Source organism: Actinomycetospora cinnamomea, assembly GCF_003096675.1.
GTDB classification, from domain to species: domain Bacteria; phylum Actinomycetota; class Actinomycetes; order Mycobacteriales; family Pseudonocardiaceae; genus Actinomycetospora; species Actinomycetospora cinnamomea.
Genome location: NZ_QEKW01000001.1, coordinates 336,512 through 353,599, shown reverse-complemented (window position 1 = coordinate 353,599; position 17,088 = coordinate 336,512). Strand labels below are relative to the sequence as shown.

14 protein-coding genes are annotated in these 17,088 nt (G+C 74.9%); 12 read left to right on the top strand and 2 right to left on the bottom strand.

The features are described from left to right. The first annotated feature begins 12 nt into the window (after positions 1-12). The 6 genes from C8D89_RS01730 to C8D89_RS01705 are packed head-to-tail and all read left to right on the top strand — an operon-like array spanning position 13 to position 7,422. The gene (locus C8D89_RS01730; RefSeq protein WP_116706330.1) at positions 13-2,508 is read left to right on the top strand and encodes a GcvT family protein; all 2,496 of its coding nucleotides are present in this window, start codon (positions 13-15) and stop codon (positions 2,506-2,508) included. Between the two features lie 6 nt (positions 2,509-2,514). Beyond that, entirely contained in the window at positions 2,515-3,282 is a 768-nt protein-coding gene (locus tag C8D89_RS01725) for an electron transfer flavoprotein subunit beta/FixA family protein (protein WP_243417706.1), read from the top strand. Then, complete coding sequence (locus C8D89_RS01720) at positions 3,282-4,262, top strand: electron transfer flavoprotein subunit alpha/FixB family protein (RefSeq protein WP_116706329.1); 981 nt, start codon at positions 3,282-3,284, stop codon at positions 4,260-4,262. Before C8D89_RS01725 ends, C8D89_RS01720 begins: the two co-directional genes overlap by 1 nt. A 55-nt stretch (positions 4,263-4,317) precedes the next feature. Next, positions 4,318-4,977, top strand: coding sequence for a hypothetical protein (locus tag C8D89_RS01715; RefSeq protein ID WP_133251792.1), 660 nt, complete (start codon positions 4,318-4,320; stop codon positions 4,975-4,977). Next, the gene (gene rlmN / locus C8D89_RS01710; protein ID WP_116706327.1) at positions 4,974-6,155 is read left to right on the top strand and encodes a dual-specificity RNA methyltransferase RlmN; all 1,182 of its coding nucleotides are present in this window, start codon (positions 4,974-4,976) and stop codon (positions 6,153-6,155) included. Before C8D89_RS01715 ends, rlmN begins: the two co-directional genes overlap by 4 nt. Positions 6,156-6,162: 7 nt before the next feature. Next, positions 6,163-7,422 (top strand): GNAT family N-acetyltransferase, encoded by a 1,260-nt coding sequence (locus C8D89_RS01705; protein ID WP_116706326.1) that lies wholly within the window; start codon positions 6,163-6,165, stop codon positions 7,420-7,422. Between the two features lie 55 nt (positions 7,423-7,477). On the opposite strand, the gene ligD is transcribed toward C8D89_RS01705, so the two are convergent. Beyond that, the gene (ligD, locus tag C8D89_RS01700; protein WP_116706325.1) at positions 7,478-8,425 is read right to left on the bottom strand and encodes a non-homologous end-joining DNA ligase; all 948 of its coding nucleotides are present in this window, start codon (positions 8,423-8,425) and stop codon (positions 7,478-7,480) included. A 53-nt stretch (positions 8,426-8,478) separates the two neighbouring features. Here ligD and C8D89_RS01695 point away from each other — a divergent pair, with 53 nt between their 5' ends. Then, positions 8,479-9,888 (top strand): FAD-dependent oxidoreductase, encoded by a 1,410-nt coding sequence (locus C8D89_RS01695; RefSeq protein ID WP_116706324.1) that lies wholly within the window; start codon positions 8,479-8,481, stop codon positions 9,886-9,888. A gap of 25 nt (positions 9,889-9,913) precedes the next feature. Here C8D89_RS01695 and C8D89_RS01690 read toward each other — a convergent pair whose 3' ends face one another. Beyond that, complete coding sequence (locus C8D89_RS01690; protein WP_116706323.1) at positions 9,914-10,219, bottom strand: DUF2631 domain-containing protein; 306 nt, start codon at positions 10,217-10,219, stop codon at positions 9,914-9,916. A gap of 80 nt (positions 10,220-10,299) precedes the next feature. On the opposite strand from C8D89_RS01690, the gene dxr reads away from it, so the two are divergent. The 5 genes from dxr to C8D89_RS01665 all read left to right on the top strand — a co-directional run bounded on the left by dxr (position 10,300) and on the right by C8D89_RS01665 (position 17,081). After that, a complete protein-coding gene (gene dxr, locus C8D89_RS01685; RefSeq protein WP_116706322.1) occupies positions 10,300-11,493 on the top strand; it encodes a 1-deoxy-D-xylulose-5-phosphate reductoisomerase in 1,194 nt (397 codons plus the stop codon). A 52-nt stretch (positions 11,494-11,545) separates the two neighbouring features. Next, positions 11,546-12,865, top strand: a complete 1,320-nt coding sequence (locus C8D89_RS01680; RefSeq protein WP_243417843.1) for a M50 family metallopeptidase — start codon at positions 11,546-11,548, stop codon at positions 12,863-12,865. Positions 12,866-12,947: 82 nt separating this feature from the next. Further along, entirely contained in the window at positions 12,948-14,111 is a 1,164-nt protein-coding gene (ispG, locus tag C8D89_RS01675) for a flavodoxin-dependent (E)-4-hydroxy-3-methylbut-2-enyl-diphosphate synthase (protein WP_116706320.1), read from the top strand. Between the two features lie 64 nt (positions 14,112-14,175). After that, entirely contained in the window at positions 14,176-16,197 is a 2,022-nt protein-coding gene (locus C8D89_RS01670) for an alpha/beta hydrolase family protein (protein WP_116706319.1), read from the top strand. Between the two features lie 50 nt (positions 16,198-16,247). Next, on the top strand, positions 16,248-17,081 hold the full coding sequence (locus tag C8D89_RS01665; RefSeq protein WP_116706318.1) for a GNAT family N-acetyltransferase: 834 nt from the start codon (positions 16,248-16,250) through the stop codon (positions 17,079-17,081). Positions 17,082-17,088: the final 7 nt, after the last annotated feature.

Sequence of the window (17,088 nt, the reverse complement as noted above, 5' to 3'; positions counted from 1 at the left end):
AGAGGAGGAGCCGTGAGCCCACTCCCTGACCGGGCCCAGGTCGTCGTGATCGGGGCCGGGATCGTCGGCAACGCCGTCGTGCACCACCTCGCGCAGCTGGGGTGGCGCGAGATCCTGCTGGTGGACAAGGGGCCGTTGCCCGACCCGGGCGGCTCCACCGGCCACGCGTCGAACTTCGTCTTCCCCGTCGACCACTCGCGCGAGATCACGCTGCTGACCGGCGACTCGACGCGCCAGTACGCCGAGCTCGGGACCCTGACCACCTGCGGGGGCATCGAGGTGGCCCGTACCCCCGAGCGCGTCCAGGAGCTGCACCGACGGATGTCCTCGGCGCGCGCGTGGGGCATCGACGCCGAGCTGATCAGCCCGGCCGAGGTGTCGGAGAAGGTCCCGTTCCTCGACCCGACGGTCGTCCTCGCGGGCTTCTGGACGCCGTCGGTGGCCGTCGTCGACCCGCTGCGCGCGGGCGAGCTGATGCGTGAGCGGGCCACCGCGGCGGGCGCCCTGACCGTCTCGGCGCAGACCGAGGTCCTCGGCATCGACACGTCCGGAGGCCGCGTACGGCGGGTGCGCACCGACCGCGGCGACGTCGACACCGCGTACGTCGTGGTCGCGTGCGGCGTGTGGAGCCCGCGCATCGCGGCGCTGGCCGGGGCGACGATCCCGCTCACCCCCGCGGTGCACCAGATGATCGACGTCGGGCCGATCGCGGAGCTCGCGGCCACCGGACGGGAGATCGCCTTCCCGATCATCCGCGACATGGACCCGTTGATGTACGAGCGGCAGAGCGGGCCCGACCTCGAGATCGGCTCCTACGCCCACCGCCCCATCCTGGTCGACCCCGACGACATCCCGTCGCTCCAGGCCGCGGCCCTCTCGCCGACCCAGCTGCCGTTCACGGCCGAGGACTTCGACCCCCAGATGGAGGCGGCGCTCGAGCTCTTCGGCGAGGTCCTCGACCGACCGGACGCGGGCATCCGGCACGCCATCAACGGGCTGCTCTCCCTCACGCCCGACGGCCACCCGCTGCTCGGCGAGCTCCCCGAGGTGCGCGGCCTGTGGTCCGCCGCCGCCGTGTGGATCAAGGAGGGACCGGGCGTCGGCCGGCTGATCGCCGAGTGGATGACCGACGGCGCCCCCGAGATCGACCCGCACGCAGCGGACGTCGCCCGGTTCGCCCCGCACGAGCGCACCCGCGCGCACGTGCGCGCCCGCGCCGCCGAGGGCTTCAACAAGACCTACGGCATCACGCACCCGCGCGAGCAGTGGACCTCCGACCGCGGCGTCCGGCGCTCGCCCTTCCACCCGCGCGAGGAGGCGCTGGGCGCGGAGTTCTTCGAGGTCGCGGGCTGGGAACGCCCGCAGTGGTACCGGTCGAACGCGCACCTCGTCGACGAGCTCGGGGTCTCCGACCGCCCGCACGAGTGGGACGCGCGCTGGTGGTCGCCGATCATCGACGCGGAGCACCTCGCGATGCGCCGCGGCGTCGCGATGATCGACCTCAGCGCGTTCTCGCAGTTCGACGTCCGCGGCCCGGGCGCGCTCCCGTACCTCCAGCACCTGACGGTCGCGCAGATGGACCGGCCGGTCGGGCGGGTGATCTACACCCCCGTTCTCGGCCCCGACGGCGGGTTCCGCAGCGACCTGACCGTGGTCCGTCTCGACGACGAGCACTTCCGCGTGATCACCGGCGGGTCGGACGGCGCGCGCGACCTGGCGTGGTTCCGCCGCCACCTGCCCGGCGACGCGTCGGTGGCGCTGCACGACGTCACCTCGGCGGTGTGCACCCTCGGGCTGTGGGGCCCGCGGGCGCGGGACGTGCTGGCGGCGGTCACCGAGGACGACCTGGGCGACGCGGCGTTCCCGTTCGCCACCGCGCGGTGGCTGACCGTCGGCTCGGTGCCGGTCCTCGCGCTGCGCCTGTCCTACGTCGGCGAGCTCGGGTGGGAGCTGCACGCGGCGACGGAGTCCGGGCTGGCGCTCTGGGACGCGCTCGCCGAGGCCGGCCGACCGCACGGCCTGGTGCCCGCGGGCATCGGTGTCTACGGCACCACGGCGCGGATGGAGAAGGGCTACCGGCTCATGGGCCACGAGCTGGACGCCGAGCACGGGCCCGTCGAGGCCGGGCTCGCGCTGCCCGGTCTCAAGGCGCAGGACTTCGTCGGCAAGGCCGCGTACACCAAGGCGCGCGAGGGCGAGCCCGAGGCGACGCTGTGCACGCTGACGCTCGATCCCGGAACGCGGCGACGCCCGCAGGGCGGCGAGCCCGTGCTCACCCCGGACGGGCGGCGCATCACCGACCGCCGCGGGCGGCCGTCGTATGTGACCAGCGCGGGCGGGGCGCCCTCGCTCGGTACGCACCTCATGATGGCGTACCTCCCGCCGTGGCACGCCGCCGAGGGAGCGGGCCTGCTCGTCGAGTACCTGGGGGAGCGGTACCCGGTCACGGTCGCCCGGGCCGGGCGCACGCCGCTGTTCGACCCCGACGACACGCGGATGCGCGGGTGAGCCGGCATGGTGAGACCGCTGGACGTCCTGGTGTGCGTCAAACGCGTCCCCGCGGTGGGCGCGGAGATCCTGCTGACCGCCGATGCGAGGGCGATCGACACCCGTCACCTCGGCTTCACGATCGGCCCGCACGAGGAGTGCGCCGTCGAGGAGGCGGTGCGCCTCGTCGAACGGGCGGGCGGGACCGCGGGCGTGCTCACCGTCGGCCCGCCCGAGGCCGACGAGCAGCTGCGCTACGCGCTGTCGATGGGCGCCGACCACGCCGTGCGGGTGCACGCTCCGGTCGCCGACCCCGACCCGGAGGCCACCGCGGCGGCGATCACGTCGGCGCTGCGGGAGCTCCCGCCCTACGACCTCGTGCTCTTCGGCGAGGCCTCCGCCGACGCGGGACACGCGCAGGTCGGGTTCCGGGTGGCGTGCGCGCTGCGCCGGCCCGTGGTCGGCGGGGTGAAGGGGATCGAGGTCGACGCCGACCGCGTCCGGCTGCGCCGCGAGGCCCCGGAGGGCGCAGAGGTCCACGAGGCGCCGCTGCCCGCGGTCGCCGCGGTGCTCGAGGGCCTCAACCTCCCGCGCTACCCGACGATCCGCGGGCGGCTGCGGGCGAAGAAGGCGGTGGTGCGGGTCGTCGAGGCTCCGCAGCCGGTCGGGGGGCTGCGCACCCTGCGGCTGCGCCACCGGTCCGAGGCGCACGCGGAGACGATCGTGCTCGGGCGCGGCGCGGCGGCGGCGCCCGCCGTGGCCGACGTCCTCGCCGAGCTGGGGGTGGTGCGGTGATGGTGCTGACCGTGGTCGAGAGGGACGGCGAGGGACGGCTGACCGCCGAGTCGGCCGAGGTCCTCGCCGCGGCGCGGGACCTCGCCGAGGAGCTGGGCGTCCCGGTCGCCGCCGTCGCGGTGGGCGAGACAGGGGACCTCCCGGAGGACCTCGCCAAGCAGGGCGTCGCGCAGGTGCACCTGCTGCAGCACGAGCTGCTCGCAGACGGGGGGCCGGCGTGCACGGGCGAGGCCCTCGCCGGGCTCGTGGCCGACCTGCGGCCCACGGCCGTGCTCGCGGCCGACAGCGACCGCAGCACCGAGGCGATGGCCTGGGCCGCCGCACGGGTCGGGGTGCCGCTGGCCACCGCGTGCACGGCGATCCGCCCGGGCTCCGGGGACGACGAGTGGGAGGTCACCCGGGAACGGTCGGGCGGCATTCTCCTGGAGGACGCGGTGCTCGACGCGCCGATCCGCTTCGCCACGCTGCGCCCCGGGGCGCCGTCGCCCAGCGAGACGGCGGCGGCCGACGAGGTGACGGTGCACGTCGTCGTGCCGGAGCTGGACGCCGCGGTCCCCCGGGCGCGCCTGGTGGACCGGCAACCGCGCGCGGCCGGCATGACGCTGGCGACCGCCCCGGTGGTGGTCGCGGGCGGACGGGGCGTGGGCAGCGCCGAGGGCTACGCGGTGCTCGAGGAGCTGGCCGGCCTCATCGGTGGCGCGGTGGGGTGCTCGCGGGTCGCCACGAACAACGGGTGGCGCCCGCACAGCGACCAGGTCGGGCTGACGGGCACCCGGATCAGCCCGGACCTCTACGTGGCGTGCGGCATCAGCGGGGCCACCCAGCACTGGGTGGGCTGCATGAACGCGCGGGCGATCCTGGCGATCAACACCGACCCGGAGGCGCCGATGGTCACCCGCGCCACGTGGGCGGTGATCGGCGACGTGCACGAGGTGCTGCCCGCCGTGGTGGAGGAGCTCCGGCGACGTTCCGGGCGGTGAGCACCTGCCGGGCCGCGCTCCGGGACGACCCGGACGGAGGGTTACCGTGGAGGTCGTGTCGGCGTACCCCCCTCCCCGCCCGCCGTCCGGGCCTCCCGGGCGCGGTTTCGGCGGCCCCGGCGGCCCGGGTGGCTCCGGCGGTCACGGCGGTCACGGCGGGCCGCCGCCCCGCCGCGGCCGTCCCGGCCGGGCCGTGCGCGTCGACCCCGTGCTCGTGGAGCTCGGGGTCGGGCTCGTCTGGCTCGCCGTGGGCACCCTCGGCCTCGGCGCCGACGGCGCGGGCACCCTGCTGCTCGCGGTCGGCATCGCCGTCGCCATCGGCATCGGCGTGGAGAACCGCCGCCGCGGGCCGCGCCCGTTCGACACCACCCGTTCGACCGAGGTGCTGCGCCTCGCCGGCGGGGTGATCGGGCTGGTGGTCCTCGCCTCGATCGCGCTCGGCCTGCTCAGCGGCTCGGCGTTCCTGCCCGGGCTCGCGCTCGTTCTCACCGGGGCCGCGTTCGCGCTGCTCAGCCGCGCGACCGGTCAGCGCCCGACCCGCTGGCTCGGGTTCGCGTTCGTCGGCCTGGGCCTGCTGTCGGCGCTGCTGTCCACCATGCTCGCCGGCGGCTTCGTCACCCAGGGCCTGCTCGGGATCCTCGCCGGCCTGCTCGTGCTGGTGTCCGCGGCCGACCGCGTCGGCCTCGTGGAGATGCTGCGGGACCGGACGCGATGACCGAGCCCGCCACCGCACCGGCCACCGAGCCCGCCACCGAGCCCGCCACCGAGGCAGCCGCGCCCGGCCCCGTGCTCTCCCTCTCGCCGGCGGGCAGCCGGCGCTCCCGCCCGGCGCGCCACCTCGCCGACCTCGACCCCGACGCCCGTCGCGCCGCGGTCGCCGAGCTCGGCCTGCCCGCGTTCCGCGCCGACCAGCTCTCGCGGCACTACTTCGCCCGGCTCGAGAGCGACCCGGAGGCGATGACCGACCTGCCTGCGGCGGCCCGCGAGGCGATCGCGCCCGCGCTGCTGCCCGAGCTGCTCACCCCGGCATCGGTGGTCGAGTGCGACGGCGGTGCCACCCGCAAGACGCTGTGGCGGGCGGGAGACGGGGCGCTCGTCGAGAGCGTGCTGATGGGCTACCCGGACCGCGCCACCGTGTGCATCTCCAGCCAGGCCGGGTGCGGCATGGCGTGCCCGTTCTGCGCGACCGGCCAGAACGGCCTGGAGCGCAACCTGTCGACCGCCGAGATCGTCGAGCAGGTCCGCTCCGCCGCGGCCGCCGTGCGCGACGGTGGGCTGGGGCCGGACCTGCACCGCCTGTCGAACGTCGTGTTCATGGGCATGGGTGAGCCGCTGGCGAACTACCGGCGTGTCGTCGACGCGGTGCACCGGCTCTGCGATGCGCCGCCCGCCGGGCTCGGGCTCTCGCAGCGCTCGGTGACGGTCTCGACGGTGGGCCTCGTGCCGGCGATCCACCGCCTCGCCGACGAGGGGCTGCAGGTCACGCTCGCGGTGTCGCTGCACACCCCCGACGACGAGCTGCGCGACACCCTCGTCCCGGTCAACACCCGCTGGCCGGTCGCCGAGGTGTTCGCCGCCGCCCGGCACTACGCCGACGTCACCGGGCGCCGCGTGTCCATCGAGTACGCGCTGATCCGCGACGTCAACGACCAGCCGTGGCGGGCGGACCTGCTCGCGAAGCTCGCGCACAAGCACCTCGGGCGGCTGGTGCACGTCAACCTCATCCCGCTGAACCCGACGCCGGGCAGCCGGTGGGACGCGAGCCCGGCGCCCGTGCAGGCCGAGTTCGTGCGGCGGGTCCGCGACGGCGGGGTGGCGTGCACGGTCCGCGACACCCGCGGCCGCGAGATCGCCGCGGCCTGCGGGCAGCTCGCCGCCACCGCGCGCCCGTGAGCTGCCCGTGACCCCCGAGGTCCACCGGCTCGTCCCGCACGTCACCGACGGGACGGCCGACGCCGACACGGTCACGTGGGCCCGCGCGATGCAGGCGGCGTTCCTGGGCCCGCGGATGGACGCGGGCGATCTGGCCCGGGCCGCGGCGGCGTACGCGGGCCAGCGACTGCGCGGGGTGTGGGAGACCGCCGACCCCGCGCCGGTCGCGACCCTGCGCTCGTGGGACGCGCGGATGACCGTGCCGGGCGGGGAGCTCGCCGTCGACGCGATCTCGTCGATCGGCGTGCGGTCCACCCACCGCCGGCGCGGGCTGCTGCGCGCGGTGCTGGTCGACGACCTCGCCGAGGCGGTGCGCGCGGGCACGCCGGTGGCCGCGCTGACCTCCACCCAGGGCTCGCTCTACGAGCGCTTCGGCTTCGGCCTCGCGACGTGGACCCGCTCGGTCTCCCTCGAGACCCGGGCCGCCCGCTTCCGCGCGCCCGACCCCACCGGGCGGCTGCGCACCCTCGACGTCGCGACGCTGCCCTCGGCCGCCGCGCCGGTGCAGGACCGGGCCCGTCGGCGCCACCCGGGCTCGATGGACCGCGACGCGGGATCGTGGACCGCACTGCTCACCGGCGAGACCGGGTGGACCGGCATGGTTCCCGACCGGCACCGCCACGCCGTGCTGTGGTCGGACGCGACCGGGCGCCCGGGCGGCTACGCCGTCTACCGCGTCGCCCGGGGCTGGGCGGAGACCGGCGCCGCCGAGGTCGCCGTGCTCGACCTGCAGGCGACCACCCCGGAGTCCTACCGGGAGCTGTGGCGCCACCTCGCCTCGCTCGACCTCGTCGGCACCGTGAGCTGGTCCGAGGCGTCGGTCGACGAGCCGCTGCCGTGGCTGCTGCACGATCCGCGCCCGCTGGCCCTCGGCGCGAGCCGGGCGATGCTCTGGCTGCGGATCCTCGACGTCCCCGCGGCCCTGGCCGCCCGCCGCTACCCCGTGATCGACCGGGTCGTGCTGCGCGTTCACGACCCCGCGGGCCACGCCGAGGGCACGTGGGCGCTCGACACGGCCGACCCGGTCGCCCCGGCGGCCTCACCCACCCGGGACGAGCCCGACGTCGCGCTCGACGTCCCCGCCCTCGGCTCGCTGTACCTCGGCGGGGTCGACCCGCGCGTGCTCGCCCGCGCCGGGCGCCTCGAGGAGCGCACCCCCGGCGCCGCCGGCCGTCTGGCGCGCCTGTTCGCCGCTCCGAGCGTGCCCTGGAACGGGATCCGCTTTTGAGCTCCGCTCTGGTGAGTGCGTGCCCGTGCCAGGGCACGGGCACGCACTCACACCCTCACACCTCCGGCGGCTCGTCGGGCACGCCGTCGTCGCGGTCGGCCCACGCGAGCAGCGCGTCCAGGTCGAACACCTCGTCGTCGATGCGCGCGTGCAGCTCGCCCACCTGCGCGTAGCGGGTCGGCATGGTCGCGATGGTGAAGTCGCCGGGCTCGGCGTCGTCGATCTCGTCCCAGCGCACGGGCGCCGAGACCCGCGCCTCCGGTGTGCCGCGCACCGAGTAGGCCGAGGCGATGGTGTGGTCGCGGGTGTTCTGGTTCCAGTCGAGGAAGACCGTGCCCGGCTCGCGGTCCTTGCGCCACCAGGCCGTGGTGACGAGGTGCGGGGCGCGCCGCTCGACCTCGCGGGCGAACGCCAGCGCGGCCCGCCGGACCTCACCGAACGAGTGCTCGGGGCGGATGCGCACGTAGACGTGAAGGCCCTTGCCGCCCGAGGTCTTGGGGAAGCCGACGGCGCCGAGCTCGTCGAGCACCTCGTGCGCGACCGCGGCGACCCGGCGCACCGTCGGGAACTCGACGCCGGGCATGGGGTCGAGGTCGATGCGCCACTCGTCGGGCGACTCGACGTCGGCGGCGCGGCTGTTCCACGGGTGGAACTCGACCGTCGACATCTGCACCGCCCAGATGACGTCGGCGGGGCTGGTGACGCACAGTTCGTCGGCGGTGCGGTTGAAGCGGGGGAAGTGCACCCGCACCGTGCGCACCCAGTCGGGCGCGCCCTTGGGCAGGCGCTTCTGGTGCACCTTCTCGCCGTCGGTTCCCGAGGGGAAACGGTGCAGCATGCACGGCCGCTCGCGCAGGGCCCGCACGATGCCCTCGGAGACCGCGAGGTAGTAGTACGCCAGATCCAGTTTGGTTTCTCCCCGCGCCGAGAAGTACACCCTGCCCGGGTTGGTGAGCCGGACCGTCCGGCCGTCCACCTCGATCTCCACTGCGTCGCCGGCCACGACCCGGCAACCTACTCCCGCGGCGGCCCTGCCCCGACCCGGAACGGAGCGAGATGAGCAAGCGGATGGTCGTCCTCGGCGGCGACGCGACCGGCATGTCCGCGGCCTCGACGGCCCTGCGCCACGCGGGGGAGGGTGAGATCGAGGTCGTCGTCCTCGAGCGCGGCCACTACACCTCGTACTCGGCGTGCGGGATCCCCTACTGGATCTCCGGGCACGTCGCCGACGGCGACCAGCTCATCGCGCGCTCGCCCGAGCAGCACCGCGAGGCCGGGATCGACGTGCGGATGCGCACCGAGGCCACCGCCATCGACCTGGAGAACCGCACGGTCAGCGCCCGCGGCGTCGACACCGGCGAGACCTACGACCTCGCGTACGACGAGCTGGTCATCGCCACCGGTGCGATGCCGGTGGTGCCGCCACTGGAGGGCTCCGACGCGCAGGGCATCTTCGGGGTGCAGTCGCTGGAGCAGGGCGAGGAGATCGTCGAGGATCTCGTCCGGGGCGAGCGCAGCGACGGGAAGAACGACGGCGACCGGCGCAGGGCCGTGGTGGTCGGCGCGGGCTACATCGGCGTCGAGATGGCCGAGGCGATGGTGATGCGCGGGCTCGAGACCACGATCGTCGACCAGGCCCCGGAGCCGTTCACCCAGGTCGACCCGGACATGGGCGCCATCATCCGGGAGGCCATGGAGGGCATGGGCATCTCCGTGCTCACCGGGACTCCCGTGGACGGCTTCGACGTCGGCGAGGACGGGCGGGTCCGCGCGGTCCGGGCGGGGAACTCGGTGCTGCCCGCGGACATCGTGATCATGGGCCTCGGGGTCAGACCGAATGCCGGGCTGGCCGCCGACGCCGGCCTCACGGTCGGGGCGTCCGGAGGGATCGTCACCGACGTGCGGATGCAGGCCGTCCCGGGGGTGTGGGCCGGTGGCGACTGCGTCGAGGTGCACCACCGCCTGTCGGGCAAGAACGTGCACATCCCGCTGGGCACCCACGCGAACAAGCACGGCCGGATCATCGGGACGAACATCGCGGGTGGGTACGGCGCCTTCCCCGGGGTCATCGGCACCGCGATCAGCAAGGTGTGCGACCTCGAGATCGGGCGCACCGGTCTGGGCTCCGTCGACGCCGACGCCGCGGGGTACGGCTACGTCTGCGCGACCGTCGAGTCGACGACCACCGCCGGCTACTGGCCCGAGGCGGAGAAGATGACGGTCAAGGTGCTCGCGGAGCAGCGCACCGGGCGCCTCCTGGGTGCGCAGATCGTGGGACGCACCGGGTCGGGCAAGCGCATCGACGTCTTCGCCACCGCGATCTGGAACGGCATGACCGTCGAGGAGATGACCTTCATGGACCTCTCCTACGCCCCGCCGTTCTCCCCGGTCTGGGACGCCGTCCTCATCGCGGCCCGCAAGGCGGCCAAGGAGGTCCAGGGCGAGATTCCGGCCTCACCGGTGTGAGGGCCTGGGACGAGGCCGCAGGCCGTCACCGCCGCCAGGACGTCCGGGAGCGGATGATGGCGCCGAGCGAGAGCGCGAAGAATCCGGCGGCCAGCACGATGAGCCAGACGTCCTCCTGCTGGCCCTCGTGGTTGCCGTACAGCATGATCAGCATCACCGCGGCCACGAAGAAGCCGGCGAAGCGGGCCACCTTGGGGTAGTGGCCGTGCCAGCCCCACTCGACCGACGGCTCGTCGTCCGAGGACACACCGTTGACCACCACGGCGGCGTCGTCGCGGTGGGCGACGTCGCCGCCACCACGGTGCTGCCGGGCGGGGCTGTTCGAGGCCACGGGGGACTCCTGGAGTGCGCGGTCGTCACGGGCGCGCCCAACCTACCGCGACTCCCGCGCGCCCGTGATGATGAGCCGCGATGAGCACACCCACCGGGCAGCCCCACCAGCGCCGGCTCGTCCTGCTGGGGTCGACGGGATCGATCGGCACCCAGGCCCTCGACCTCGTGCGCGCGCACCCCGACCGCTTCGTCGTGACCGGCCTCGCCGCCGGCGGCGGCCGCCCCGACCTGCTCGCCCAGCAGGCCGTGGAGTTCGGGGTCCCGACGGTGGCGGTCGCCGAACCGGCCGCGACGGAGGACCTGCGCGGACGTCTCGGCGCGGGGGTCGACGTGCTCGGCGGGCCCGGGGCGGCCGCCGAGCTGGCCGGCGGCGACGCCGACCTCGTCCTCAACGCCATGGACGGCTCGCGGGGCCTCGCGCCGACCCTGGCCGCGCTGGGAGCGGGCTCGACGCTCGCGCTGGCCAACAAGGAGTCGCTGATCGCCGGGGGCCCGCTGGTCACGCGCACGGCCACACCGGGGCAGATCGTGCCGGTGGACTCGGAGCACTCGGCGCTCGCGCAGTGCCTGCGCGGGGGCCGGGCCGAGGAGGTCGCGCGCCTGGTGCTCACCGCCTCGGGCGGCCCGTTCCGGGGGCGTACGCGCGCGGAGCTGGCCGCGGTCACCGTCGAGCAGGCGCTGGCGCACCCCACGTGGGCGATGGGCCCGGTGGTGACGTTGAACTCGTCGACGCTGGTCAACAAGGGGCTCGAGCTCATCGAGGCGCACCTGCTGTTCGGCGTGCCCTACGAGCGGATCGACGCCGTGGTGCATCCGCAGTCCATGGTGCACTCGATGGTGACCTTCACCGACGGCTCCACCCTCGCCCAGGTCAGCCCGCCCGACATGCACGTGCCCATCGCCCTGGCCCTGGCCTGGCCGGACCGCCTGGCCGGGGCGGGCCGCCCGGAGACCTTCACCGACCCCACGAGCTGGACCTTCGAGCCCGTCGACACGGCGACCTTCCCCGCCCTCGACCTCGCCCGCGCCGCGGGGAACGCCGGCGGGTGCCTCCCGGCGGTGTTCAACGCCGCCAACGAGGAGGCCGTCGCGGCCTTCCTCGCCGGGCGCTGTGCGTGGACCGGGATCGACGAGACGCTGGCCGCCGCCCTCGACGACGCCGGTCAGTGGGCGGCCGACCCGCGCGACGTCGACGACGTCCACGCCGCCGAGGAGTGGGCGCGCGGGCACGCCCGTGAGCGCCTGGCCGGTCGTGACGTCCTGACGCGGTGACGGTGGGCCCCACGCGTCGCTCATCCCGCGCGGGCTACCGTCGTCGTCCGTGATGCTCGTCCTGGGGATCGTGCTCTTCGCGCTCGGGCTGCTGCTCTCGATCGCGTGGCACGAGCTCGGCCACTACACCGCGGCCCGGAAGTTCGGCATCCGCGTGCCCGAGTTCATGGTGGGGTTCGGGCCCACGGTGCTGTCGCGCAAGATCGGCGAGACCCGCTTCGGCGTGAAGGCGATCCCGCTCGGCGGGTTCATCCGCATGATCGGGATGGTGCCGCCCGCACCGGGAGAGAGGGTCGGCCGCAGCCGCCGGTCGGGCCCGTTCCAGGGCATGGTCGACGACGTCCGCGCCGACTCGGTGCGCGACTTCGAGCCGGGTGACGAGGACCGCCAGTTCTGGACCCGCAAGCCCTGGAAGCGGATCATCGTCATGCTCGCCGGGCCGTTCATGAACCTGGTGCTGGCGATCGTCCTGTTCGCGATCGTCCTGATGGCGATCGGCGTGCCCACCGCGCAGCCGGTGGTGAAGGCGGTCAGCGCCTGCGTGCTGCCCGCGTCGCAGGCCCAGACCGCGCAGTGCCCGCCGGGAGCGCCCCCGACCCCCGCCGCCCAGGCGGGGTTCCAGCCGGGTGACCGCATCGTCAGCTTCGACGGCCGCCCGTACACCGAGTGGGCCCCGCTCGTCGACGCCATCCGCAACGCCCGCGGCACCGTCCAGGTCGTCGTCGAGCGGCAGACGCCGACGGGCCCGGTGAGGATCCCGCTCACGCCGACCCTCATCGACAACCAGGTGCCGGACCTCGGCCCGCCGCCGGAGGGGGCGTCGTCGACCGAGCGGCGCTACGTCACCGCCTCCTTCCTGGGGATCGAGCCGATCACCCCGCGCGAGCGCCAGGACGCCGGCGCGGTCGTCACCGCGGGCGGCTACATGCTGCAGCGGACCGCCGAGGCCGTCGGCCGCCTGCCGGAGAAGATCCCGGGGCTGTTCGGCGCGGTCTTCCTCGGCGAGGAGCGGGACGTCGAGGGGCCGGTCAGCGTCGTGGGCGTGTCGGTGCTCGGCGGGCAGGTGCTGGAGCGGGACCAGGCCGTGCTCGACGAGGTGGCGACCTTCCTCAACCTGCTCGCCGCGGTGAACCTCTCGCTGTTCCTGCTCAACCTCCTGCCGATCCTGCCGCTCGACGGCGGACACATCCTGCCGGCGCTGTGGGAGGCGGTGAAGAAGCGCATCGCACGGCTGCGCGGCCGTCCCGACCCCGGCCCGGTCGACCTGGCCCGGCTCATGCCGATCGGCGTCGGCTTCGCGGTGCTGATCATGGGCTACGGCCTGCTGGTGATCGTGGCCGACATCGTCAACCCGATCACGCTGCCGTTCTGACCGGCGTGTCCGGGGACACCGGCGGGCCGGCGGGCGCTACGGCAGACTGGGTGACGACGCGTCCACTTCGTCGAGGAGAGAGATGACCGTCGACCTCGGCCTGCCCGAAGCCCCCGCCGTACTCGCCCCGCGCCGCAGGACCCGGCAGCTGGACGTCGGCGGGGTCGGGGTGGGCAGCGACCACCCGGTGTCGGTGCAGTCGATGACCACCACGCTGACCTCCGACGTCAACGGCACCCTGCAGCAGATCGCCGAGCTCACCGCCGCCGGCTGCGACATCGTCCGCGTCGCCGTGCCGTCGGCCGACGACGCCGCGGCGCTGCCCGCGATCGCGACGAAGTCGAACATCCCGGTGGTCGCCGACATCCACTTCCAGCCCAAGTACGTCTTCGCCGCGATCGACGCCGGCTGCGCCGCGGTGCGCGTCAACCCGGGCAACATCAAGAAGTTCGACGACAAGGTCGGCGAGATCGCCGCCGCCGCGAAGGACGCGGGCACCCCGATCCGCATCGGCGTCAACGCGGGCTCGCTCGAACCGTCGATCATGGCGAAGCACGGCAAGGCGACGCCGGAGGCGCTGGTCGAGTCGGCGTTGTGGGAGGCGTCGCTCTTCGCCGAGCACGACTTCCACGACCTCAAGATCTCGGTGAAGCACCACGACCCGGTGACGATGGTGCGCGCCTATGAGCTGCTCGCCGAGCAGTGCGACTACCCGCTGCACCTCGGCGTCACCGAGGCCGGGCCGACGTTCCAGGGCACGATCAAGTCGGCCACCGCGTTCGGCGCCCTGCTGTCGAAGGGCATCGGCGACACCATCCGCGTGTCGCTGTCCGCGCCGCCGATCGAGGAGGTCCGCGTCGGGCTGTCGATCCTCGAGTCGCTCAACCTGCGCCCGCGCAAGCTCGAGATCGTCTCGTGCCCGTCCTGCGGGCGCGCGCAGGTCGACGTCTACAAGCTGGCCGACGAGGTCACCGCCGGGCTCGAGGGCATGGAGGTCCCGCTGCGCGTGGCCGTCATGGGCTGCGTCGTCAACGGCCCCGGCGAGGCCCGCGACGCCGACCTGGGCGTGGCGTCCGGCAACGGCAAGGGCCAGATCTTCGTCAAGGGCGAGGTCATCAAGACCGTGCCCGAGGCCCAGATCGTCGAGACCCTCATCGAGGAGGCCATGCGCCTCGCCGAGGACGCCGGCGAGGAGGAGCTCGCGGGCGGCCAGGCCGGCGGCACCCCGACGGTCACGGTGGGCTGACGCCCGTGTGAGCACGTCGGAGTGCCGGAGCACTCCGAAGTGTCCACGTGCATGCTTGCACCCCGTGAGCACGTTCGACGACCTCGACGCCTTCGTCGCCACCCGCCGCTGCGCCGGGCTCGCGCTGTCCCCGGACGGCACGCGCCTCGTCACCACCGTCTCCGAGCTCTCCGCGGACCGGAAGTCCCACGGCACGTCGCTGTGGGAGATCGACCCGGCGGGGGAGCGGGCGCCGCGGCGGCTGACGCGGTCGTCGGCGGGGGAGTCGTCCGCGGCGTTCACCCCGTCCGGCGACCTGCTGTTCACGTCGCGCCGGGCCGACCCGGCGGTCGAGAAACCGAGCGAGGACCGCACCGCACTCTGGCTCCTGCCCGCCGGGGGCGGCGAGTCGCGGCCCGTGGCCGAGCGCCCCGACGGCGTGAGCGCGTTCGCCGTCGCCCGCGACGCCGGGACGCTGGCGCTCACCACGCCGAAGCCGGCCGTCGGCAGCAAGGAGCCGGCCGAGGAGCAGCGGGAGGCCCGGGACAAGGAGGGCGTGTCCGCGCGGCTGCACACCCGGTTCCCCGTGCGGTTCTGGGACCACGACCTCGGGCCGGGCCGGGCGCACCTGCAGCGCTGCGCGCCCCCGGACCCCGCCGACCCCGAGGCCGGCTACGGCGAGCCCGAGCACGTCGCCCCCGGCGCGGAGGAGCGGTTGGCGGGCAGCGCGATCGCCCCGGACGGGCGCACCCTCGCCGTGGTCGTCGACGTGCCCGACCCCGCGGACCCCGCCTCCTGGCGCCGCCGGCTCGAGCTGCACACCGACGCCGGCCGCGTCGTCGTCGGCGACGAGGCCGGCGCCGACCACGAGTCCCCGACCTTCACCCCGGACGGCCGGTGGCTGCTCTGGGTGCGCGAGCGCCACCCCCGCCCCGGTCGCGGGATGGCTCACACGCTGCGCGCGCGCTCACTCGACGACGGTGTCTCGGGACCCGAGCTCGACGTGCTGCCCGAGGAGGCCCACCAGGTCCGCGGCGTCACCGGCGCCCCCGGCGGCGACGTCGTCTACGTCGTGGTCGACGAGGCCGGGCACGCGCCGGTGCTGCGGGTCTCGATCACCGACGGCACCGTCAGGCGCCTGACCCACAGCGGCGCCTACACCGACGTCGTCGCCGCCTCCGACGGCTCGGCGCTCTACGCGCTGCGCTCGGCCGTCGACGCCCCGCCGACCCCGGTGCGGCTCGACCCGGACGCCGCCGACCAGCACCCGCTGCCGTTGCGTGGGGTCACCGCGATCGACCCGCTGCCGGGCACCCTGACCGAGGTGGCCGCCACCGCGGCGGACGGGACCGCTTTGCGCGCGTGGCTGGTGCTGCCGGGCGGGGCGTCGGCCGAGTCCCCGGCCCCGCTCGTGCTCTGGATCCACGGTGGCCCGCTGTCGAGCTGGAACGCCTGGTCGTGGCGCTGGAACCCGTGGCTGATGGCGGCGCGCGGCTGGGCGGTGCTGCTGCCCGACCCGCGGCTGTCCACCGGCTACGGACAGGAGTTCCTCGACCCGGCCACCGGGGCGTGGGGCGAGCTGCCCTACACCGACCTCATGACCACCACCGACGCGGCGCTCGCCCGCGAGGACGTCGACGCCTCGCGGGTGGCGGCGATGGGCGGCTCGTTCGGCGGCTACATGGCCAACTGGATCGCCGGGCACACCGATCGCTTCGCCGCGATCGTCACGCACGCCAGCATCTGGCACCTCGACGGGTTCGTCGGCACCACCGACGCCTCGTTCCACTGGCGTCGCGAGTGGGGCGACCCGCTCACCGAGCGCGAGCGCTACGACGCGCACTCGCCGCACCGGCACGTGGCCGCGATCCGCACGCCGATGCTGGTGATCCACGGCGACAAGGACTACCGCGTGCCGATCTCGGAGGGCCTGCGGCTCTGGTACGACCTGCAGCGCAGCGGTGTCGAGTCCCAGTTCCTGTACTTCCCCGACGAGAACCACTGGGTGCTCCGACCCGGCGACGCGAAGCTCTGGTACCGCACGGTGTGGGCGTTCCTCGACCACCACGTGCTCGGTCGCCCGTGGGAGCGGCCGGCACTCGTGTAGACGGGCGACTCGGCTGCCCGCGGCGTCCCCGGACGTGGCAGGCTGGACGGGTGCTCCGTACCGCCGGTGCGCGGCTGCTCGACGACCGGGACCGGTCGAAGGTGCGAAGCGCCCTCGACGCCGACCCGGTGGCCTCGTGCATGGTCGCGTCGCGGGTCGAGACCGTGGGCGTCGAGCCCTGGCGTCTCGGCGGCGAGCTGTGGGGCGTCGGCGGCCGCCTCGACGGCCTCTGCTTCTCCGGCGCCAACCTCGTCCCCCTGCGGGGCGACCGCGCCGAGGTGCGCCACTTCGCCGAGCGCGCCCGCCGCCAGCGCCGCGCGTGCTCGTCGCTGGTCGGGCGCCGCGAGCTCGTGCTGCCGCTGTGGGACGAGCTCCGCGAGCACTGGGACCCCGCCCGCGAGGTGCGGCCCGACCAGCCGCTCATGGCCACGGCCGTCGCGCCGGCGATCGCGCCCGACCCCGCGGTGCGCCAGACCCGCCCCGACGAGCTCGAGCGCTACCTGCCCGCGGCGATCGCGATGTTCCTCGAGGAGGTCGGGGTCGACCCGCGCCTCGGCGACGGCGGCGCGGGCTACCGTGCGCGGGTCGCGGAGCTGATCGGCGCCGGGCGGGCGTTCGTGCGCTTCGAGCAGGGCGAGGTCGTGTTCAAGGCCGAGATCGGCGCGCTGTCGTCGCGCGTGGGCCAGATCCAGGGGGTGTGGGTGCACCCGGAGTGGCGGGGCCGGGGGCTCGGTCAGACCGGGACGGCCGCCGTCGTCGCCCACCTCGTGCGGGCCCGGCGCGTGGCCAGCCTGTACGTCAACGCGTTCAACACCCCGGCCCGCCGCGCCTACGAGCGCATCGGGTTCGAGCAGGTCGGCTCGTTCGCGACGGTGTTGTTCTGATCATGGG